Raw genomic sequence first — 20,086 nt, 5'->3', positions numbered from 1 at the left:
CGTACCTCGGACGGATGACTCGTGGGTCGTGTCGTGAGTCGTTCCGCGACGCTCGACGGTCCGGATGTCCCCCATGTGTGCGATGCTGGAGAAGACCACTCAGCGATCATCTCGGTCGCGCCTCTGGCACGGGTTCCCGTGGCGAAACAGAGGAGCGCCTCATGGGCAGGTTCATCTATGAAGGCGACGTCAAGACCGAGATCGAGGATCGTGCGCTGACGCACATCCAGCTCGTCATGACCGCGAAACTCCGTCGAGGCGAGCCGTTCGGTTTCAGCTGGAAGGAAGACGTCAGCATCGGCGGCGGACGCACGACCGTCTGGGTGCATGGCGGCAGCGCGCTCGTCTTCAAGTACAGCGGGAGTCGTCAGCCCTCGATCAATCGCGAGTGGATCGAAGCGCTTGCTTTCACCGCGAACTCGCCGAGCGGTCTGTATCTCGTGCCAGAGCCGGTGGACGCCGGGCCCCGCGAGCCGAACCGGGTGCTCGAGCGGGCCTGACCCAGAACGACGCATCCGCCCACGGTCGATTCGGCCGCGAACGGATGCGTTCGTCATCTGCCGGGGGTTCAGCCGCCGGACGGGTTCTCGAGCGGTTTCCCGTCTTCGTCGGTGGTCTCGTCCTCGAGCACCTCTTCGGTGTCCGGAGCGCCTCCCGATGCGGTGTCGGCCTCCTCATCGGAGCCGGGGGTGCCCTGGGTGTTCTTCGGATCGCTCATGCTTCTCTCCTCTCGTCGGGACTGGCGACGGTAGTCCTCGGTGCCGATCGGCGTCAGGGGGTTGACCGCGCGCGGGCGCAGGGGTGCTGATAATCTGCGGGCCATGCAGCCACCCGAAGACGAGCATCCTCGATCGGGCGGAGAGTCGGCCGACGTCGTCACCGCCGCGATCAAGGAGCGGATCTACGCCACCTTCACCGGCCTCGCCATCGTGCTCGTCCAGAACTCGAACGTCGAGCACACCAGCGCCGCGCGGGCGAGCATCACCCTTCTCGTCGGCATCGTCGCGATCGCGGTGGCCGGGTTCGTGGCAGAGCTCCTTGCCCACCTGGCCGTGCACGCGACCTTCCCTGACCGGCGGGAGTTCGGGCGGATGCTCCGCCTCACGAGCACGGCGATCGCCTCGGCGGCCATCCCGCTCCTTGTCCTCCTCCTCGCGGTGGTGGACTGGATCGAGCTGGGCACCGCTCTCACGATCGCTTCGATCGTCTACGTCGCCATCCTCGGGTTGATCGGGTACATCGCCGTCCGTCGCACCCGAGCGCCTTGGTGGAAGCAGGTGATCGCGCTGGGGATCCTGGTCGCCCTCGGCGGGCTGGCCATCCTCATCCAGCAGCTCGCCCACGGACACTGAGGGCTCTGCTCTCGCGTCGGGCGCCGGAACCCGCGAAATGTCCTGCTCCGGAGTAATCTCAGAGGATGGGAACTCTCGAGTACAACAGCTCTCGTCCTCCGATCAAGGTCGACGACGCGACGTTGGCGCACCTGAAGATCGTGATCGGCACCAAGCTGCGTCGACACGAGAGTTTCATGATGACGTGGCTGCCCGAGGAGAAGAACCCCGCCGGTCGTCTCACCATCTGGATGCACCCCGCGATCCCGCTGATCCTCGCGTTCGACGGCTCGTCCATGCCCGAGATCGACACCAAGCGGATCGAGCGCATGATGGAGCACCTCAACGCGCGCGGTGAGCTCGTCCTCGATCAGCTCGGCTGAACACGTCCGCTCGTCCCGCTTCCCTATAGTGGGGTCATGCGACGTCGCTCCGCCCTGGCCCTCGGTCTGTCCGCCGTCCTTCTGTTGACGGGGTGCGCCTCCGCGGTGGGCGACGGCTCCGCCGCGCCCACGTCCGAACCCACCGCCACACAGAGCGCACCGCCCGCGGGAGTCGACGCAGCAGCCGAGGAGCAGGCACAGGCCTGGCTGGATGCGGCCGTCGTGCCGCCGGGGGCTGTGCGCGTGACCGAGAAGCCGGTCTCGTTCGGCTCCTACCAGGGGTGGCCGTGCCAGCCGGTCGCCCAGCTCGAGGGCTACTGGACCGTGGCCGACTCGACGGTTGCAGGGGCTGCGAACTGGTTGCGAGAGAACCCGACAGCGGATCTCGTCAGCACGGCATCGGGCATGGCGTGGCCCGAGGATCCGAACCTCGACGGCGTGCTCATCGGCTACATCCCCGCCGACGAATCGCAGCAGGGCGTCGTCTACACCGTCGCGAAGATGGACTCGGGCGTCGCGATCCGGGCGGAGGTCGCGGCCCTCAGCGCTTCGGCGACGTGTCCTTCCCTCGCGCCCGGAGAGATGCTGGGCAAGCCGGGACAAGGCTGAGCGCCCCCGCGGAAGTCCGCGAAGGCGCTCCTCTCACCTGCTGAAGGCCGTCAGTCTTTGCCGGGGTTCTCGGCGTCGGTGCTGTCGTCCGTGCCGGCGTCCTTGTCCGTCGGCGGCACGGTCGGCGGGGTTCCCTTGCCGTCCTCGGCCCCGAGGTTGTCGTTGTCCTCCGGCCCGGGAGAGGGCTCGGTGCTGATGTCGTTCCGGTCGTTCGTGCTCACGGGAGCCTCCTTGGTCGCTGCGGGTTCTCGACGCGCGTCGACGTTCTCAGGGCAGGTCTTCGACGTCGATGCCGTCCTCGTCGCCGTCGCCGTCGTCATCGATATCGTCGTCGGTCGATGGCATGTCCGGGTCGATGCCCTGGGCTTCGACCTCGGGGGTGTCGTCTGAGTGGTGCTGGGGATCTGACATGCGGTTCTCCGATCGATCAGTGGGCTGGTCGACCAGTGTCGCCTGACTTCCGTGCGGTCCGTCTGCCCGTTGACAGGGGGGCGCCCGCGAGCGGACAATCCCGGTTGCAGCTCGGCGGGCGTGCGCTCGGCGCAGAACGGGGGAGGGGGAAAGGGAGCGGGGGTCAGCGGCGGGTGCGGGCTCGGGTCTTCGCGACGCTGGCGAGGGTGGCGCGGACGGGGGTTCCGAGGTAGAGGCCGAGCGAGGCACCGGAGGCCAGGCCGATCCCGATCACGGCCGCATCGATGAGGGAACCGCCGGCGAGCAGCATCCCCGTCGACGATCCCGCCGCGTGGACCATCTCGAGCAGGCCCTGGAACACGGCCACTCCTGGAACGAGCGGTACGATCGCCGCCGTGGTCACCGCGACCGAGGGGACATGCAGGTTTCGCGCGATCAGCATCCCGAGGAAGCTCGCCAGCAGCGCGCCCACCGCGCTCGCCGCCGCGGGGTGCAGGTTCAGCGCCACCGATCCCGTGTAGCCCGCGAGGGTCACGGCACTCAGGAGCGCGCTGACCAGGATGATCCGGATGCCGGCGCCGTTGAACACCGCGACGGCGACCGCGATGATGATCGCACCGGCGAACTGGTTCACGGGCGGCCCGAACGGTGCGGGGTCGTCCGGGAGGTCCATCGTGAAGCCCAGGACGCCGCCGAGCTCGAGGCCGACGAGGATGCCGATCACCACGCCGAGGGTCTGCATGGTCAGATCCAGGATGCGCCCGCCTGCGGTGAGGGCGAAGCCGTCGATCGCATCCTGTGCCGCGCCGACCACCGTGAGACCGGCGAGCATCAGCACGATGCCCGAGGCCACGATGATCGATGGGCGGATGCCGACGAACGGCTCGATCCCCGCGGTGCCGAGCGCCGAGACCACCACGGCCACGATCGTCGTCACCAGGCCTCCCGCGATCTGGCTGAAGAACAGGGGGACGCGGAGTCGCGCGAGCCCGGCCTGGGTCAGGGCTGCGCACAGCGCGGCGACGAATGTGAGTCCGACGATGATCGGTGCGGCACCGAGCATGATGCTGACCCCGACCGCGAGCAGAGCGCGCGCGACGATCACGACCGGCTGCTGGTAGCGGAACGGCACGCGCCGGATGGCGCGGAACGTGGTGCGGGCGGATTCGAGGTCGAGGCCGCCGTCGATGTCGGCGACCAGGGCCTGCACACGCTGCAGCTTCGCGTGGTCGGGCGCGGTCACCCGCACCACCCGCACCAGGGTCTCGGGCCAGACCTCGCCGCTCAGGTGGAACGACACCGTGATGGAGTTGTACGTGACGTCGACCTGCACGCCGCGCATCCCGTAGGCGTCGCACACCCGCGTGATCGCGAGCGTGACCTCGTGCGCGGAGGCGCCGACGGCGAACATCGACTCCCCGATGCGCGTCGCGAGGTCGAGCACGCGGGGGACCGTGCGCTCGTCGATGACGGGCATGGCCTCGGTGTGCGCGACCGTCGAAGGATCGGTGTGCAACAGGCGACGTACGGAGGAGAGCAGCGGCCGGCGGGAGTTCGCGGACATATGGTCCATTCTCTCGCCGGTGCCGCCGATCGCGGGGAAGACTGTCCGGTCCTCCGCGACCCGAACGCGGAGGACCGGCGAGATCGAGTGAGCGGGTGCGTATGCGCACCGGCCCCCGAGCCGCCGCCCGGACCCGAGAGAGAATCCGAGCACGCCGCCGGTTCGACCGGCGTAGAGCGCTGAAGCGCGACTCTTCGCTTCGGCCACGATACGCGGGAGCCGCGGCAACACTGCCATCGGGCACCCTCCCTTGACGGAAACCCCGACGCGCTGGTAGCGACGCGGTGGGCATGGTTAGCGTTCGAGAGGGCCACGATGCAACCCCCTTGGGTGTGCTGCGCCGATCGTGGCACCGTCGTGGATATGAAACTCGTGTCCTATGCAGGCCAACAGGTGGTCACGACCGATGACGTCGCCGACGCGCTCGTCGCGCTCGCCGCCGCCATCGCGAGCGAAGGCGAGTCGGCGGCGCTCCGGCTCCCGATCGTCATCGATGGGAAGAAGGATTCCGCCGATCTGATCGTCGGCGTCGGCAACGACCTCCTGGTCGGGCCGCAGACCTCCGACGGCGACGATCCGGACTTCTCCGACGAGGCAGCGGAGATCCGACGCCACCCCCTCTTCCCCCAGCGCGCCACCGGGGATGAGGATGAGGATGATGAGATCGGGATCGCGTCGATCGACTTCGACATCGACCACGGGGCACGTGCGTAGCGCACCGACGCGACCGCTGTAAAGGGGAGCGCGTAACGGATACCGGGCGCCTAGTCTGCTGAGGTGCCGAACTCCGCCCTGCCCGATCCCGACGTCCTCTGGGCGTGCGTCGAGGAGGGCTTCCATGTCGGGAGCCGTCGCGGCGACTTCCTCGGATACATCGACAGGCAGCCGGACGGCGGGTATCGCGCGTTCGATGCCCGATCACGGTCGCTCGGCGACTTCCCGACGCTGCGGGCAGCGACCGCCGCGGTCGAGCAGCCGACAGACGCGGCATCGTCCGAGATCCTCGACGGCGAGCAGGGGGCCACGCTGTGAGCTCGGCTTCGGCCACCGGTCTGGTGTCGCTCGTCTACACCAGCACGGCGTCACAGCCGTTCAGGGAGACCGCGCTCGAGCAGCTGCTCGCCGTGTGTCGTCGCCTCAACGACGGGCGCGGCATCACCGGCATGCTCCTTCACAGAGACGGTCGCTTCATCCAGGTGCTGGAGGGGCAGGCGGACACGATCGCCGGCCTCGTCGACACCATTCGCCGTGATTCCCGGCACCGCGACCTGCGCGTGCTCCTGACGCAGTCGATCACCGAGCGCCGCTTTCCGGACTGGACCATGGGGTATCGCGCCCTGCACGTCGGCGAGAGCCGCCCTTCGGGCTTCCGGGACTCGTTCGCCGACCTGGACGCCGGTGCAGACGTCGACACCACGCTCAGGGCACTGAACGAGCTCACCCTGTGGTTCCGGGTACGGGCGCGCGACTGAGCACGTGTCAGCAGGCGCTCAGCCCCGGGCGAAGATCTCGGGATGCGCGTCGATGAGCTCGGCCTGCTCGGTCCAGGAGAGCCCCACGATGCTGAGCACCACGCGCACGACGGTCGCGTCGGCGTCGGTCGTGGTCAGCCGCAGCTCGCGCAGCGTGGCCCTGGCCGTCTCCTCGATCAGGAAGGCGAGCAGTTCAGGGGGCATGTCGCCGCGGAAAGCTCCCGATCCCACCCCCACTGCGGTCAGGTCGCGGATGCGTCGTCGCAGCGGAGCCAGGGCGCGGACCGTGTCGGCCAGATGCGCGTCGTCGAGTGCGATGTTCGCCGAAGCGCGCACGGCCGAAGCCTCCCGCCAGAGCCGAGTCGCCATCCGCGCCAGGGTCACGCGCGGATCGGACTCGTCCGTGGTCTCGGCGATCGCGTTGAAGCGCTGCGCCCCCACCGCGATCACCTCGCGCAGCAGGCTGTCGCGGTCGGCGAAGTGGCCGTAGACGGCTCGGCGTGTGAGACCCGCGGCCTGCGCGATCGCATCGAGGGAGGCTGTGGGATTGGTCGCGAGCACCGATTGCGCCGCCCGCAGCAGGGACTCTCGGTTGGCCAGGGCATCGCGACGCCGGCGCGGAGCCGGAGCGGCGGTCTCCTGCCCGTCTCGCGGAGTCGCGGTGCTCACGACATCACCTTGGTCGAGGCGAGGGCATCGACCAGTTTGCGGTTGTAGTTCACGAGCGGTCGCCGCAGCACGAGACCGAGGAGGAGAGCGGGGACGATGAACAGCGCGAGAGCACCGAGCGACCACCAGAAGTCGCCCTGATAGACGCCGGCGATCGCCGAGCGAACCATGTTCACCGCGTAGGTCGCGGGAAGGAAGGGACTGATGCTCTGGAACCAGTCCGGCAGCAACTGCAGCGGGTAGGCGCCGCCCGAGCCCGAGATCTGGATCACCAGGAGCAGCACCGACAATGCCTTGCCCGCGTTGCCGAACGCCACGACCGCGGTGTAGACGATCAGCGTGAACACGGTCGAGATCGCCCACCCCGCCAGGATCAGCAGCAGCGGATGCGCCGGTTCGATCTGCACGAACAGGATCAGTCCGAGCGTCAGGAGCGTGCTCTGCGCGAGGCCCACCAGACCGAAGACGCCGTAGCGGCCGAGGTACTTCTGCGTGGGGGTGAGCTCCGGCCGGTCGGGCAGCGTCTCGGCGTTCACGTCCGTGCGGATCGTCACGGTCATCAGAAGAGCGCCCACCCACAGGGCGAGGATCATGTACAGCGGAGCCATGGCTGCGCCGAAGCCTGCCACGGGGAACACCGCGGTGCGGTCGAGACGCACGGGCTCGGCGATCGAGGTCGCCAGCACACCGGGGTCCGCGCCGATCAGGGCACTGAGGTCACCGGTGTCGGCGGCTTTTCCGATCGACTGCTGCACGCCGTCGAACCTGTCGGCCAGGGAGTTCAGCGCCGCCGACAGCCCGGTCGTGGCCTCCTGGGCACGGGACAGGGTGGACAGTACGGAGTCGGACGCCCCGGACAGACCCGACGTGATGCCGGACAGGTCGGAGCGGATCGCCGAGACGTCGGAGCCGATCTGCGCGAGCGTCGACGAGAGGGCGTTCAGCTTCGTCTTGAGCCCGTCGTCGTACGCGGTTCGCGCGTCGGCGATCGCGTTCTTGGCGTCGGCGATCGCGGCGCTGATCTCCTGGTGGGAGCCCTGCGCCGCGTCGTTGCCGGCCGCGATCTGCGTCGCCGTGTCCTGGAGCCGCTGCTGCAGGGCCTGCTGGCGCGCGATGGCCTCGTCGAGTCGGCTGATCACCGCGTCGAAGTCGGACTGCGCGGAATCCGGCAGGTTCGGTCCGACCTGGGTCTCCAAGGTGTTCTTCACGGCCTGGTACTGGTCGATCTGCTGCTGCACGCGCTCGGCGAGCGTGGTGATCGCCTGCACCTGGCTTCCGCTGAGCGAGTCCGCGCCGGCGTACAGCTCGTCGATGCGCTGACCGACGGCGTCGTAGCTGCTCGACGTCGCCGCGAGGGCGTCCGCCAGCGACTGCGCGGCCGTCTGCAGGGTCGACTTGAGAGCGCCCGCCGCATCCACACCGCTGCCGAGGGCGCCAGAGGTGTCCTTGAACGCATCGCCGGTCGAACCGACCAGGCCAGAGGCGCTTTCCAACAGAGGACGACTCGCCTCGAGCAGAGCGGTGAACGTGTCGGCGGTCGTCGCCCCGGACCGCAGTTGGTCCCCGACGCTGCCGAGTCGCGCCTCGATGCGGTTCAGCGCCGCCTGCGTGTCGTCATCCGTGAGATAGTCCGACATCGATGAGACGAGGCCGAGCGCCACATCGCCGAGGGTCTGGGCGAACGTGTCGCTGATCGCGGACGACACGCCTTCCGCACCCTGCCCCGTGATCTTGGGGGCCAGGGCGTTCTTCTTCTCGTTCGTGTAGAGCGCGATGTGCGTGCGGTCGCCGCCGTCGGCGTAGAACGTCAGCATGTCGGCACTGAAGGTCTCCGGCAGCACGATCGCGGCGTAGTACTCGCCCGACTTCGTCCCGTCGATCGCATCGTGCTCGTCGGTGATGACCCAGTCGAGCTGGTCGTTCCCGCGCAGCTGGGAGAGCACCTGTTCGCCGACGTTCACGCGGATCGGCACGAGATCGCTCTCGTACCCGGCATCCGTGCTCGCGACAGCGATCTTCAGATCCTTGGTGTTGGCGAACGGGTCCCAGCTGGCGATGACGTTGAACCACGTGAACAGCGAGGGGATGACGACGAGGCCGAACAGAACGATGCAGGCCATCACGTTCTGGGTGGCGTGACGCACGTCGCGGCGCGTCAGATCCAGGATGTTCTTCACGCGCGGTCCTCCCCTTCGGCTCGCTCGGCGGTGTCTTGTTCGGCGGTGTCTGCTTCGGCGGTGTGTTCTTCGGCCGTGTCGTCTTCAGTTGTGAGTTCGGGCGCGGTGTCGGGTTCGACGGGTCGGCGCTCTGCGGGTCGGCCCTCAGCGGTGGCGGCTGCGGAGCTGTCGGGCTCGGGGGCCGGGCCCTCGGGCTCCTCGACCGACTCCGTTTCTCCTTCCGGCTCGAACCACTCGGTGAGCAGCGCGTGTGCCTCGGCACCCGAAGCCGTCTCGGTGTCGGCAGCGGGCGCGGTGTCGGCAGCTGTCTCGGTATCGGCAGCGGGCGCGGTCCTGGTGAGCGGAGCGGTCGTGGCCACGTCGTGGGCAGCGGTCCCCACGGGCAGGGCCGCGTCCCGGACTGCGGGTCCGGCGAGCGCGAGGCGGCGCAGCTCGGTATCGTCGAGCGCCGCGACCTCGGCACCGTTCTCGAAGCTGTGCTTGATGTATTCGATGGCGACGAGGAATCCGATGACGAGGAGGATCCACAGGGTCCACAGGCCCAGCAGCAGGGCTTTGGATCCGGGGAGAGCCCAGGTGAGGACACCGAGCACGACGAGGCCCGCCACCCCGGTGAGCACCGTGCCCTTCAACAGCATCGGGTACCGGCGCGTGAACGGTTCGGCGCGCCGTGCCAGATCGTCGCGGTAGTCGCTGCGGTTCGAGAGGGCGCGGATCACGTCGGTGAGCCGGTATCCGTTCCCGACGACCTGCACCTTCTCGCCGATGAGCAGGTCGGTGGCGAGCACCTGTCGGTTGAAGAGCAGGGTGAAGTTCGCGAGACGGCGGCGCAGGACGAGTCCGATGAGGAAGGCGAGCACCACGAACACGGCGAGGGCACCGAGGAAGCGCCAGTAGTGACCGTCGTAGAAACCGCCGATGGTCTCGCGCATCGCGTCGATGCCGTAGGAGAACGGCAGGAGCGGATAGATCGCGCGGAAGAAGCCTGGCATCAGCTCGATCGGGTACAGGCCGGAGGCGCCGGGGATCTGCATGATCACGAGGAGGATGCACAGTCCGCGGCCGACGTGCCCGAACGCCACGCACAGGGCGTAGACGATGCTCACGTAGGCGAGGGCGATGAGCACACCCGTGCCGACGAAGGCGAGTGCGCTGACCGTCTGCACCCCGATGATGAGGTTCCCGGTGCACACGATCAGCGCTTGGCCGACGGCGAGCGTCGCGAAGAGGAAGAAGCGGCCGAAGTAGGCCTCTCGCACCGTGACGCCCTCAACGCCCTCGGTGTCGACCTCGACGCGGAAGATGACCATGAGCACGAAAGCGCCGATCCACAGTGACAGGTTCGTGAACAGTGCTGCCATCGCCGAGCCGTAGGTGTCGACGGGGAACACCAGGTGCTCGTCCACCTCGACCGGGGAGGAGATGAACTGGGCGATCTGCTCGGGCTCCAGGTCGGTGAGGGTGCCGAGCAGACCCCATTCGGATGCGGCGTTCAGCGCGACCACGTCGGTGCGCGAGGTCTGCAGGCCCTGTTCGATGCCGGCGAGGTCGCCGTCGAAGCTCGTGAGTGCCGCGGAGGTCGCGACGAGCTGTGAGTCCAGTCCGCCGAGCAGCTGGTCCGCCTGGGCGAGCACACCCTTCTGCGCATCCAGTGCGGCGGAGAACGAGCCGACGCTCGCCGACAGCTGCGCCATGGCGCTGTTCAGCGCGGGGACGGTGCCGGTGAGGATGTCGCGCATCGAGGACGACGCGTCCCTGGTGTCCTGCATCGCGCGGTCCACGGCATCGGCCGTCGCCTGGATCGAGCCGACGGTGTCGGCGGCGCCGGCCTTGAGGGTCTTCAGGTCGGCGAGCAGCTGCTGGTCGGTGGCGTTGCGCTCCTGCAGGGAGGCGATCACCTCGGTCAGGCGCTGCTTCGTGTCCTCGCTGAGGTCGGTGTCGTCGAGGAGCGCCTGCAACCGGGCGGCTGCCGCCTCGTTCGCCTTCAGCACGGTGGAGACGTCGTCGATACCGGCATCGATGCGCACGCCTGCCTGCTCGAGGCTCTGGGTGAGGCGCGTGATGGAGACGTTCGCCTTCGAGGAGGCGTCGGCGAGCAGGGTCGTCCCCTGCAGGAACGCGGTGGTGGCGCTGTCGGTGAAGGTGATCACCTCCTTCTGCGTCTCGGCGATGATCGACTGCGTCTGGGCGAGCGATCTCTGTACGTCACCGAGGGTCGTGTCGACGTCGCCGAGGGTGCTCCGTGCGGACGAGAGCGTGTTGCGGGAGGAGGCGAGACCGTCCTGCGTCTCGGCGAGGTTCTCTCGAGCCGAGGCGAGTGTCTGCGCTGCCTGGTCGAAGGCGTCGAGGGTGTTGTCCCTCGCGTTCAACAGGCGGAGCTCGGTGGAGTCGCCGACGTCTTTGAGGGCGTTCGTCGCCGCCAGGGCGACCTGTTCCTTGAAGGCGCTCGTGACCTGCTTGTCGAGCTCGGAGGCGCCGACATCCGTGATCTTCGGGGCGATCGCCCCGGCCTTCTCGTTGACGTAGTACTTCAGCGCCGGCTGCGTGAAGTCGTCGCTGGTGATGCTGATCAGGTCTTCGCTGAACGATGCCGGGATGACGATGGCGGCGTAGACGTCGCCGCTCTTCACGGCCTCCTGGGCTTCGTCCTCGCCCATGAACGTCCACCCGAGCTGGTCGTTGTCCTCGAGCTGTGTCGTGACCTGCTCGCCGATGTCGATGTGGCCGGTGAGATCGGAGGTGGCGCCCTCATCGAGATCGACCACCGCCACGCGGATGTTCGCCGTGTTGGCGTAGGGGTCCCAGAACGCGTTGATGTTGAACCACGCGTACAGGGCCGGCGTGATGAGCACGCCGATGATGATGATCCACGCCTTGGGCACGCGGGAGAGTCTCTTGACGTCGCGCTTGTAGACCCGCCAGCTCTGTTTCACAGGACGAGTTTACACATTACGTGCACACCAACGTGCAAGTTAGCTGAAGAAACGGCGTCGCGCACATCAGTCGAGAGTGGTGCCGGTCATCTCGTTGGTCGCGGTATCGCACATCGTCAGCTGCCACGACGGTGCGCCGTCCTTCATGACGCGCGCCATCTCGACGATGAGCGGACTCGGATAGGTCTCACCCGAGAGCTGGGCCGCGCTGTAGGCGCTGCTGCCGTCCATCTGCTGCTCCGCTGCGGTGAGCTCGGTCTCGCCCGTGGCGATGACCTCCAGCGTGCGGACATCGACCAGGGACTCCTTGCCGAAGCTCGGATCGTCGACCGGCTCGCCGAACATGTCGTGCCGGGTGTCGGCGCTGCGCAGGCGCCAGACGAAATCCCCGTCGACCCACTCAAGGCGAAGGCCGACGATGCGCCCGCCGATCGCCTCGGACTCCCCGGGGAGGGATTCGAGGAAGTCGGAGGGCCACGAGACCTCCGCCGGCAGGCAGGTGCCGGGGAAGCCGTCGCCGACGGCCGTCGGCGCGCTCGGGATCGCGGCGGAACACCCGGCGCACGCCAGGACTCCGGCGAGGAGGAGCGCGCTCGCGCGCAGGCGGGGGGAGCTGGGCATCGGTGCCTCCATGGTCTGTGGTGCGCGTCGTGATCGGCCGCTGACGGGCCGCGTCGTCGCGCTCCTGGGATCCTAGCCGTGGGCTCTCGCCCGGTCAGCGGCGACAGGTCTAGAGTCACCCCATGAACGACATCGCACTGATCACCGGCACTTCATCGGGCATGGGGCTGCACGCCGCCGTCGAGCTGGCACGGCACGGGCTGCACGTCGTCGCCACGATGCGCGACACGGGGAAGGCCGCAGCGCTGCGGGAGGCGGCGGCCGTGGCCGGCGTGGAGCTCGACGTGCGCGCCCTCGACGTGGTCGACCACGGGGCGGCGGCACGTCTGGTGGCCGAGGTCGAGGCCGAGCTCGGCGGTATCCGCGTGCTGGTGAACAACGCGGGGCAGGGGAGCGTCGCCACCGCGGAGCAGCTGACGATGGCTCAGATCCAGGCGCAGTTGGACGTGAACTACCTGGCACCGGTCAACCTCGCCAAACTCGTGCTGCCCGGCATGCGCGAGCGCGGCACCGGTCGCATCCTCACCGTGACGAGCGTGGGCGGGGCCGTCGGGCAGCCGTTCGCCGATGCGTACTGCGGGGCGAAGTTCGCCGTGGAGGGATTCATGCAATCGCTGGCGGTGGTCGCCGAGCGCTTCGGCGTGGGGGTCAGCGTGATCGAGCCGGCCGCAGTCGCGAGTGCCTTCGTCGAGAACGCCGTGCGTCCGGAAGGCGGTGGACCTTACGGCGCGCTGTTGGATGCGTACATCGCACGGACCGCCGGCGCCTTCGCGAACGCGCAGACAGCGGAATCGGCAGGGTCCGCCATCGCCGCCGCAGCGCTGGCGGACGAGTACCGGTTCCGTTGGCAGAGCTCGGAGGGGGCGACGCGATTCGTCGGCGTCTCGCTCGCCGACACCGACGGCGGCGCGGTGCTCGACTTCACCCGCCCGTGGATCGCCGCGGGCTGATCACCGCGCCGCCACCTGCTGCGGGATCAGCCCGCGCAGCTCCGCCGCCGTGACGTCGGCGCCGAAGGCGCGTGTGCCCGGCTGCAATGCGGCTCCCGATGCCAGGGTGTCCATCACCACCGGATCGAAGCCGAGCCTGTCGATGAGCGCCGCGCCGACGGCGGTGTCCGAGGCGTCGTCCCCGGCGATGGCGATCGCCTTCCGTCCCGGCGCTCCTGCCGGTCGGGCCTCGTCTTCCAGGTCGTGGTAGCCCATGTGGTTCAGTGCCTTCACGACGCGTGCGCCCGAGAGGTGCTCCTGCACCAGCTCGCTGGTCGAGGTGCGCGGATCGCTCAGATCGTCGCGGATGCCGTCGGTCTCCCACCAATAGTTCATGGCATCGAGCACGAGCGTGCCGCGCAGCTGCTCGACCGGAAGGGTGCGGTACTTGCCGAGCGGGAGAGCGAGGATCACGGCGTCCGCTCCGGCTGCCGCCTCCTCGGCTGTCGTCGCGACCGCACCGGGGGCGAACACGTCGACGGTCAGGGCGATGCGCTCCGGAGCGCCGGAGCCGGCGATGAGCACGCGGTAGCCCGCAGCCAGCGCCAGGCGTGCGATCGTGGTGCCGACCTTGCCGGCGCCGAGGATCCCGATGGTCTCGATCGTGTCGTTCATGACGCTCTCCTTCAGGCGTGGACGGCCTTGTCGTCCTTCGTGATGCGGGCGAGACCGGGGTCGGCGAACGCGCCCTCTCCCGGGTCCTCCGCGAGCAGTTCGCGCACGCGCGGCGCGACCACCTCCCCGAAGAGACGGATGCTGCGCTCCCGCACATCCTTCGGCAGGTGCATGATGTCGTACTTCAGGTCGAACCGCGACAGGTGGTTGCTGCGAACGGCCGCCGCGACCTTGTGCGCGACCGACTCGGGGGAGCCGACGTAGAGGGCGCCGGTGTCGACCTCCTCCCGGTAGCGCTCGAGGGTGGGTGCATAGAAGCCGCGCTCCTTGCTCATCTGCGTCACGACCGGCTCCCAGAACTTCCAGTGCACGTTCTTGGCCTCGTCGTCGGTGTCGGCGATCAGGCCGATCGAGTGCTGCCCGATCGGGAGCTCGGGCCGACCGAACTGCTCCAGTGCGCGCAGGTACAGGCGTGCGTGCCCGGCGAACCGCTCAGGACGACCGCCGATGATCGCCATCATGAGGGGCAGCCCGTGCTCGGCGGCACGGATGACGGAGTCGGGGCTGCCGCCGATGCCGATCCACGCGGGGATGCCGCCCTCCGGCATCCGAGGGTGCAGTCGCACGTTCTCCAGGGGACTGCGGTAGGTGCCGTTCCAGGTGACGCTGTCCTCCCGCATCAGGCGCAGGAACAGGTCGAGCTTCTCCTCGAAGATCTGCTCGTACTCCGCGATGTCGTAGCCGAAGAGGGGGAACGACTCGATCGCCGATGCGCGCCCCAGGATGAGCTGCGCTCGGCCGTTCGAGATGCCGTCCACCGTGGCGAACTCCTGGTACAGCCGCACCGGATCCTGCGTCGACAGCACGGTCACCGACGTGCCGAGCCCGATCGTCGACGTCGCCTGCGCCGCGGCAGCCAGCAGTACGGGGGTCGCGGAATCCACCTGCCCCTCGCGGTAGTGCTCGCCGATGCTGAACACGTCGAGGCCGACGGACTCCGCCAGCTGCGCCTCGCCGATGAGCAGCCGTACCGTCTCGCCGTCGGACATGACCCGGCCTGCGTCCGTCGCCACCTCGCCGAAGGAGTTCAGTCCGAACTCGAGTTCCTTCATGTCCGCCACGACCTTTCTCGCGTCACCGGCCACTCCGGATTGACGTGTCAATAGCCTGCAACCGTAGGATTGACACATCAATTCCCAGGAGGTCGCATGACCGACGAACGTCATCGCCGTACGCCGACACCCGAGCAGCTGCGCGTCTGGCGAGGCTTCGTCGAGACGTCAGCGACGCTGCGGGAACGACTCGCCGCCCGACTGCAGACGTCGTCGGCGCTCTCCACCGGCGATTACCAGGTGCTCCTCGCCCTGAGCGAAGCGCCAGGACACACGGCGCGGTCGTCGGAGCTTGCTGCCCTCATCGACTGGGAGCGCAGCCGCCTCTCGCACCACCTCGGGCGGATGGAGAAGAGGGGCCTCGTGCGACGGGCCCCACGTGCCGATGGGGTGCACGGGGTCGAGGTGCACCTCACCGACGAGGGCGCCGCCGCGTTCCGGTCCGCGAACGTGCCGCACCTCCGCGCCATCCGCGACGTGTTCGTCGACGCGCTGTCCCCGGAGCAGCTCGCGAACCTCGACGACATCACCTCCGCCCTGCGTCGGCACCTCGACCTCGAGAGGGAGGACGGGGACGACGGGCCGGGTCGGCGGTAGCGCCGATCAGAGGTCCCGCCTGGGCGGACGACCTTCCGTCTCCTCCCGATCAGCGTGCGGGGCGCTCGTCCGTGCTCAGCGCCGACATGAGGATGGAGTCGACCCACTCGCCGTCCCAGAACAGCGTGTGGCGTTGCCGCCCTTCGTACCGGAACCCGGCCTTCTCGTAGGAGCGCTGGGCGCGGGGATTGAACGAGAAGACATCGAGACTCACGCGGTGCAGCCGGATGCGGTCGAACGCGTGGTCGAGAACGGCGTGCGTGGCCTCGGTGCCGAAGCCGCGTCCGAGGCGACCGGGGTTCAGGGCGATGCGGAAGTTCATCGCCGCATCGTCCACCTCCAGTTCGTTGAGCACGACCTCGCCGACGTACCCGCCGGTCTCGAGGTCGATGATCGCCCAGTCCGCGCGGTCGTCCCTGCCGCCGATCGATTCGAGATGCCGCACGACCGCCTCGCGGGTGAACGTCTGGCGCGTGCCGGTGAGCCGCATGCTCTCCTCGTCGAACAGCCCCTCCCACACGCCGTCGATGTGCGCGATGCCGAGCGGTTCCAGTCGCAGCCGTGGGGTGGTCAGGGTGGCGACGTCCGTGAGCGCGGAGACGTCGACGGCCGGTGCGTCCACGCCTACGCTCCGTCGAAGACCGGGCTGAGGAAGCGGCGCTCGTATCGACGGATGCACTGCGTCCTGCGCGCGAAGTCGAAGGCCTCGATGCACTCCGGATCGGTCTTGGATGCCGTCCGATACACCTCGTACTCCGCGAGGGAGGGGAAGGTGAACAGGGCGAAGGCCTCGTCGCTGTCGCCCTCGCTCGGCAGGAAGTAGCCGTGGTGGGTGCCGCCGTGCTTCTCGACGAGACGGATCCAGGTGCGGCCGTAGTCGGTGAACTCGTCCAGCTTGTCCGGATCGATCTCGTAGCGCAGATGAACGGTGATCATGCGGATGATCTTCCCAGATCACCCGGACCGCGGGCGAACCGGACACTACGCTCGGTCTCGTGACGAACTCCCGCGACATGGTCCACATCCCCGGCGGTACGTTCCTGATGGGATCCGAGGACTTCTACCCCGATGAGCGCCCGGTGCACGAGCGCGAGGTCGCCTCGTTCTTCATCGATCGTTACCAGGTGACCAACGCCCAGTACGCCGAGTTCGTCGATGCGACCGGGTACGTCACGGTCGCGGAGCGTCCACTCGATCCCGCGGCCTTCGCCGGTGCGGATCCGGCCGACCTCGTGCCCGGGGCCATGGTGTTCACGCCGACGTCGGGCCCGACGAACCTCGGGGACTGGCGCAACTGGTGGCGCTGGCAGCCGGGAGCGTACTGGCGTCGGCCGTTCGGCCCTGACTCGTCGATCGACGACCGGCTGCAGCATCCGGTCGTGCACGTCGCGTTCGAGGATGCGGTCGCGTACGCCGACTGGGTGGGGATGCGACTGCCCACCGAGGCCGAGCACGAGTACGCGGCCCGCGGCGGTCTCGAGGGTGCACGTTTCGCATGGGGTGACGAGGCCTACCCGGGCGGCGTCGCGCAGGCGAACTCGTGGCTCGGACGCTTCCCCTACGACAACCAGGGGGTGGGCGGCACGGCCCCGGTCGGCTCGTACCCTCCGAACGGCTACGGCCTCTACGACATGATCGCGAACGTCTGGGAGTGGACGACCGACTTCTACACCCCGCGCCACCTCCGCCTTTCGGACACCCCCGTCGATGCCGGCAAGCGCACGAACCTCCTGGCCGCCGCGAGCGCGCAGGAGGGATTCCCCGACATCCCGCGCCGCGTTCTCAAAGGCGGATCGCACCTCTGCTCGCCCGACTACTGCCTGCGCTTCCGGCCGGCGGCGCGCTCGCCGCAGGCCGAGGACACGGGCATGTCGCACATCGGGTTCCGGCTCACCCGCTCCGAGTGAGACCCGCTGGGTTTCCGTGAGGGGAACTGTTTGGCTTCGACCGAGGGTGATCGCCCTCGCCTCACCGGTTGAAGCAAGGAGTCTCCCATGGCTGAGAAGCCCAACATCCTCATCATCTGGGGCGATGACATCGGCATCAGCAACCTGAGCACCTACTCCGATGGTCTGATGGGCTATCGGACCCCCAACATCGACCGGATCGCCGACGAGGGCGTGAAGTTCACCGACTACTACGGCGAGCAGAGCTGCACCGCCGGGCGCGCGGCCTTCATCACGGGGCAGAACCCGTACCGCACCGGACTCACCAAGGTCGGGATGCCGGGGGCGAAGCTGGGACTGCAGCCCGAAGACCCCACGATCGCCGACGCACTCAAGCACCACGGCTACGCGACGGGACAGTTCGGCAAGAACCACCTCGGTGACCGCGACGAGCACCTGCCGACGGCGCACGGCTTCGACGAGTTCTTCGGCAACCTGTATCACCTCAACGCCGAGGAGGAGCCGGAGCACCCGGACTACCCGACCGACGAGGAGTTCCCGGGCTTCAGCGAGCGGTTCCGTCCGCGCGGCGTCATCCATTCCTGGGCGAACGGCGACGGCACCCAGCGCATCGAGGACACCGGCCCCCTGACGAAGAAGCGGATGGAGACGGTCGACGAGGAGTTCCGCGACGCGGCGGCCGACTTCATCCGTACCCAGGCAGAGGACGACACTCCCTTCTTCGTCTGGTTCAACTCCACGCATATGCACTTCCGCACCCACACCAAGGAGGAGAGCAAGGGGCGTGCCGGCCGCTGGCAGTCGAACTACCACGACACGATGCTCGATCACGACGACGTCGTCGGCAGTCTGCTCGACCTTCTCGACGAGCTCGGCCTCGCCGAGAACACCATCGTGATGTACTCCACCGACAACGGACCCCACATGAACAGCTGGCCGGACGCGGGCATGACGCCGTTCCGCAACGAGAAGAACTCCAACTGGGAGGGCGCGTATCGAGTGCCGGCGATGGTCCGCTGGCCCGGACGCATCCCGGCGGGGACGACTCTCAACGGCATCGTGAGCCACAACGACTGGTTCGTGACGCTGCTGGCGGCCGTGGGTGACGGTGACATCGCGGAGAGGCTGGCAGCGGGGACCGAGCTGCACGGCGAGCAGTTCACAGTGCACCTCGATGGTCATGACCAGCTCGACTACATCACCGGCGCCGTCGAGCACAGTCCGCGTCGGCACTTCTTCTACGTCTCCGACGACGGCGATCTCACGGCCCTGCGCTTCGAGAACTGGAAGCTCGTGTTCCTCGAGCAGCGCGCCGCGGGAACGCTGCAGGTCTGGCAGGAACCGTACATCGAGCTGAGATTCCCGAAGTTGTTCAACCTGCGCACCGACCCGTATGAGCGCGCGGACATCACCTCGAACACCTACTGGGACTGGGTGCTCGACCACGTCTTCCTGTTCGTGCCGGCGCAGGCCTACGTGGGCCGGATGCTGCAGTCCCTCGCCGAGTTCCCCGCCCGTCAGAAGTCGGCGTCCTTCACGATCAATCAGGTGATGTCGAAGCTGGAGTCATCGACCGCGGGCGCCTCCTGAGGACTGCTCCCGTCGCGATATGACAGCCAGAAGTCGGACTGGGGCTGTCATATCGCGATGGGAGCAGTGCGCGGTGGGCCGGAGGAGCCCCGCACGATCAGCTCGTGCGTGGTCTCGATCGTGCGCGCCTCATCGCTCGCGGGTCGGAGGATGAGGGACACCGCGTGCTGGCCCATGTCGAACATGGGGATCCGCGCAGTCGTGAGCGCCGGGGCCACATCGGCGGCCACGGCGATGTCGTCGAACCCGACGACGGACATCTCCTCTGGCACGCGGATGCCGTGCTGTCGCAGCTCGCTGAGGATGCCGATGGCCATGGCGTCGTTGAGCCCGACGATGGCCGTGACGTCGCGATCGAGCAGCTCCCTTGCGCCCTCGATGCCGCCTTCGCGGGTGAACGCGCGCGAGATGACGGTGAGCTCCACGCCGGTGCCGTCGGTGCCCTCGCGCAGACCGGCGATGCGGTCGGCGACCGTGTTGAGGTCGAGGGGGCCGGCGACGACGCCGATCCTGCGGTGCCCCAGCCCGGCCAGGTGACGCCCGACGGAGACGCCGGCGCCGTGGTTGTCCGGCAGCACGGCGTCGACGGGGAGGTGGTGTCGACCGATGACCGCGGCGCGTCCGCCGGCGAGGGTGAAGTCGAGGAGCGCTTCGGACATGCCCTGCTCGCGATCGGAGTCGGCGTACCCGGAACCCGCGATGATGATCGAGCCGACGCGCTGACGCAGCAGCGACTTCACCTGGGCGAGCTCGCTGTCGGGTGTGCGGTCGGCCTGCGCGATCTGCACCGAGCGGTTCTCGAGGGTCGCACTGCGGATGACGCCGCTGGCGATGTCGGAGAAGTACGGGTCGCCGATCTCGTGCACCACGAGTCCGATGGTCGGCACGAGCCCGCCGGCCAGGCCCCGTGCGTGCATGTTCGGCTCATAGCCGAGCTGCTTCGCGATCACGCGCACGTGTGCCGCCACCTCGGGGGAGATGCCCGAGCCGCCGGTCATCGCTCGGGAGGCACTCGCCAGGGAGACCCCGGCAGCCTCGGCCACGTCGATGAGTCGTGGCGCGCCCTCACGCTTCACGAAGCCTCCCCCTGAGGAGCAAGATCGACG

Annotated in this window: 24 protein-coding genes; 11 read left to right on the top strand and 13 right to left on the bottom strand. The window is 68.5% G+C overall.

Annotated elements, in window-relative coordinates:
- Positions 1-161 precede the first annotated feature (161 nt).
- Entirely contained in the window at positions 162-500 is a 339-nt protein-coding gene (locus tag ABRP18_RS15220; protein WP_058630723.1) for a hypothetical protein, read from the top strand.
- A gap of 68 nt (positions 501-568) precedes the next feature.
- Here ABRP18_RS15220 and ABRP18_RS15215 read toward each other — a convergent pair whose 3' ends face one another.
- Complete coding sequence (locus tag ABRP18_RS15215) at positions 569-718, bottom strand: hypothetical protein (RefSeq protein ID WP_170224116.1); 150 nt, start codon at positions 716-718, stop codon at positions 569-571.
- A 103-nt stretch (positions 719-821) separates the two neighbouring features.
- Here ABRP18_RS15215 and ABRP18_RS15210 point away from each other — a divergent pair, with 103 nt between their 5' ends.
- The 3 genes from ABRP18_RS15210 (at position 822) to ABRP18_RS15200 (ending at position 2,323) form a co-directional block, all read left to right on the top strand.
- Positions 822-1,352, top strand: coding sequence for a hypothetical protein (locus tag ABRP18_RS15210; RefSeq protein ID WP_058630722.1), 531 nt, complete (start codon positions 822-824; stop codon positions 1,350-1,352).
- Positions 1,353-1,417: 65 nt separating this feature from the next.
- Entirely contained in the window at positions 1,418-1,714 is a 297-nt protein-coding gene (locus ABRP18_RS15205) for a hypothetical protein (RefSeq protein ID WP_058630721.1), read from the top strand.
- Between the two features lie 36 nt (positions 1,715-1,750).
- Positions 1,751-2,323 (top strand): hypothetical protein, encoded by a 573-nt coding sequence (locus ABRP18_RS15200; protein WP_179515794.1) that lies wholly within the window; start codon positions 1,751-1,753, stop codon positions 2,321-2,323.
- A 50-nt stretch (positions 2,324-2,373) separates the two neighbouring features.
- Here ABRP18_RS15200 and ABRP18_RS15195 read toward each other — a convergent pair whose 3' ends face one another.
- The 3 genes from ABRP18_RS15195 to ABRP18_RS15185 form a co-directional block, all read right to left on the bottom strand.
- The gene (locus ABRP18_RS15195) at positions 2,374-2,544 is read right to left on the bottom strand and encodes a hypothetical protein (protein WP_157543558.1); all 171 of its coding nucleotides are present in this window, start codon (positions 2,542-2,544) and stop codon (positions 2,374-2,376) included.
- 46 nt (positions 2,545-2,590) lie between these two features.
- Positions 2,591-2,734 (bottom strand): hypothetical protein, encoded by a 144-nt coding sequence (locus ABRP18_RS15190; protein WP_193752152.1) that lies wholly within the window; start codon positions 2,732-2,734, stop codon positions 2,591-2,593.
- A gap of 163 nt (positions 2,735-2,897) precedes the next feature.
- The gene (locus tag ABRP18_RS15185) at positions 2,898-4,298 is read right to left on the bottom strand and encodes a threonine/serine exporter family protein (RefSeq protein ID WP_349884946.1); all 1,401 of its coding nucleotides are present in this window, start codon (positions 4,296-4,298) and stop codon (positions 2,898-2,900) included.
- Positions 4,299-4,661: 363 nt separating this feature from the next.
- Between ABRP18_RS15185 and ABRP18_RS15180 the strand changes: the two genes are divergently transcribed.
- From ABRP18_RS15180 to ABRP18_RS15170, 3 genes are all read left to right on the top strand, one after another.
- Complete coding sequence (locus tag ABRP18_RS15180) at positions 4,662-5,012, top strand: hypothetical protein (protein WP_058630718.1); 351 nt, start codon at positions 4,662-4,664, stop codon at positions 5,010-5,012.
- Positions 5,013-5,075: 63 nt separating this feature from the next.
- Positions 5,076-5,330, top strand: a complete 255-nt coding sequence (locus ABRP18_RS15175) for a hypothetical protein (protein ID WP_193761298.1) — start codon at positions 5,076-5,078, stop codon at positions 5,328-5,330.
- Positions 5,327-5,770, top strand: coding sequence for a BLUF domain-containing protein (locus ABRP18_RS15170; protein ID WP_082682507.1), 444 nt, complete (start codon positions 5,327-5,329; stop codon positions 5,768-5,770). The genes ABRP18_RS15175 and ABRP18_RS15170 overlap by 4 nt, the downstream gene beginning before the upstream one ends.
- An 18-nt stretch (positions 5,771-5,788) precedes the next feature.
- On the opposite strand, the gene ABRP18_RS15165 is transcribed toward ABRP18_RS15170, so the two are convergent.
- From ABRP18_RS15165 to ABRP18_RS15150, 4 genes are all read right to left on the bottom strand, one after another.
- A complete protein-coding gene (locus ABRP18_RS15165; RefSeq protein WP_046747624.1) occupies positions 5,789-6,439 on the bottom strand; it encodes a TetR/AcrR family transcriptional regulator in 651 nt (216 codons plus the stop codon).
- On the bottom strand, positions 6,436-8,616 hold the full coding sequence (locus ABRP18_RS15160; RefSeq protein WP_349884945.1) for a YhgE/Pip domain-containing protein: 2,181 nt from the start codon (positions 8,614-8,616) through the stop codon (positions 6,436-6,438). Before ABRP18_RS15160 ends, ABRP18_RS15165 begins: the two co-directional genes overlap by 4 nt.
- Positions 8,613-11,549 carry a YhgE/Pip domain-containing protein gene (locus tag ABRP18_RS15155; RefSeq protein WP_349884944.1) on the bottom strand — a complete coding sequence of 979 codons (2,937 nt, stop codon included), beginning with the start codon at positions 11,547-11,549 and terminating at the stop codon, positions 8,613-8,615. Before ABRP18_RS15155 ends, ABRP18_RS15160 begins: the two co-directional genes overlap by 4 nt.
- 66 nt (positions 11,550-11,615) lie before the next feature.
- Positions 11,616-12,170, bottom strand: a complete 555-nt coding sequence (locus tag ABRP18_RS15150; RefSeq protein ID WP_349884943.1) for a hypothetical protein — start codon at positions 12,168-12,170, stop codon at positions 11,616-11,618.
- Positions 12,171-12,292: 122 nt separating this feature from the next.
- Between ABRP18_RS15150 and ABRP18_RS15145 the strand changes: the two genes are divergently transcribed.
- Complete coding sequence (locus ABRP18_RS15145) at positions 12,293-13,120, top strand: SDR family NAD(P)-dependent oxidoreductase (protein WP_349884942.1); 828 nt, start codon at positions 12,293-12,295, stop codon at positions 13,118-13,120.
- Here ABRP18_RS15145 and ABRP18_RS15140 read toward each other — a convergent pair whose 3' ends face one another.
- Both ABRP18_RS15140 and ABRP18_RS15135 read right to left on the bottom strand, forming a co-directional pair.
- The gene (locus ABRP18_RS15140; protein WP_349884941.1) at positions 13,121-13,774 is read right to left on the bottom strand and encodes an NAD(P)-binding domain-containing protein; all 654 of its coding nucleotides are present in this window, start codon (positions 13,772-13,774) and stop codon (positions 13,121-13,123) included. It lies immediately after the preceding gene.
- A gap of 11 nt (positions 13,775-13,785) precedes the next feature.
- Positions 13,786-14,886 (bottom strand): LLM class flavin-dependent oxidoreductase, encoded by a 1,101-nt coding sequence (locus ABRP18_RS15135; RefSeq protein ID WP_193761301.1) that lies wholly within the window; start codon positions 14,884-14,886, stop codon positions 13,786-13,788.
- A gap of 96 nt (positions 14,887-14,982) precedes the next feature.
- Between ABRP18_RS15135 and ABRP18_RS15130 the strand changes: the two genes are divergently transcribed.
- Positions 14,983-15,483, top strand: a complete 501-nt coding sequence (locus ABRP18_RS15130) for a MarR family transcriptional regulator (protein WP_349884940.1) — start codon at positions 14,983-14,985, stop codon at positions 15,481-15,483.
- A 49-nt stretch (positions 15,484-15,532) separates the two neighbouring features.
- On the opposite strand, the gene ABRP18_RS15125 is transcribed toward ABRP18_RS15130, so the two are convergent.
- Both ABRP18_RS15125 and ABRP18_RS15120 read right to left on the bottom strand, forming a co-directional pair.
- Positions 15,533-16,105 (bottom strand): GNAT family N-acetyltransferase, encoded by a 573-nt coding sequence (locus ABRP18_RS15125; RefSeq protein ID WP_113681076.1) that lies wholly within the window; start codon positions 16,103-16,105, stop codon positions 15,533-15,535.
- 2 nt (positions 16,106-16,107) lie between these two features.
- Positions 16,108-16,419: an NIPSNAP family protein gene (locus ABRP18_RS15120; RefSeq protein ID WP_046747632.1), complete on the bottom strand. Its 312-nt coding sequence runs from the start codon at positions 16,417-16,419 to the stop codon at positions 16,108-16,110.
- 77 nt (positions 16,420-16,496) lie between these two features.
- Here ABRP18_RS15120 and ABRP18_RS15115 point away from each other — a divergent pair, with 77 nt between their 5' ends.
- Positions 16,497-17,390: a formylglycine-generating enzyme family protein gene (locus ABRP18_RS15115; RefSeq protein WP_179516081.1), complete on the top strand. Its 894-nt coding sequence runs from the start codon at positions 16,497-16,499 to the stop codon at positions 17,388-17,390.
- A gap of 87 nt (positions 17,391-17,477) precedes the next feature.
- Positions 17,478-18,980 carry an arylsulfatase gene (locus tag ABRP18_RS15110; protein ID WP_113681074.1) on the top strand — a complete coding sequence of 501 codons (1,503 nt, stop codon included), beginning with the start codon at positions 17,478-17,480 and terminating at the stop codon, positions 18,978-18,980.
- Between the two features lie 47 nt (positions 18,981-19,027).
- Here the strand turns inward: ABRP18_RS15110 and ABRP18_RS15105 are convergent, their stop codons facing one another.
- Positions 19,028-20,056 (bottom strand): LacI family DNA-binding transcriptional regulator, encoded by a 1,029-nt coding sequence (locus ABRP18_RS15105; RefSeq protein WP_113681073.1) that lies wholly within the window; start codon positions 20,054-20,056, stop codon positions 19,028-19,030.
- Between the last annotated feature and the right edge of the window lie 30 nt (positions 20,057-20,086).

The sequence above is a fragment of the Microbacterium sp. WHRI 7836 genome, from assembly GCF_040223885.2.
GTDB classification, from domain to species: domain Bacteria; phylum Actinomycetota; class Actinomycetes; order Actinomycetales; family Microbacteriaceae; genus Microbacterium; species Microbacterium oxydans.
This window is presented reverse-complemented; position numbering and strand designations above follow the sequence as displayed.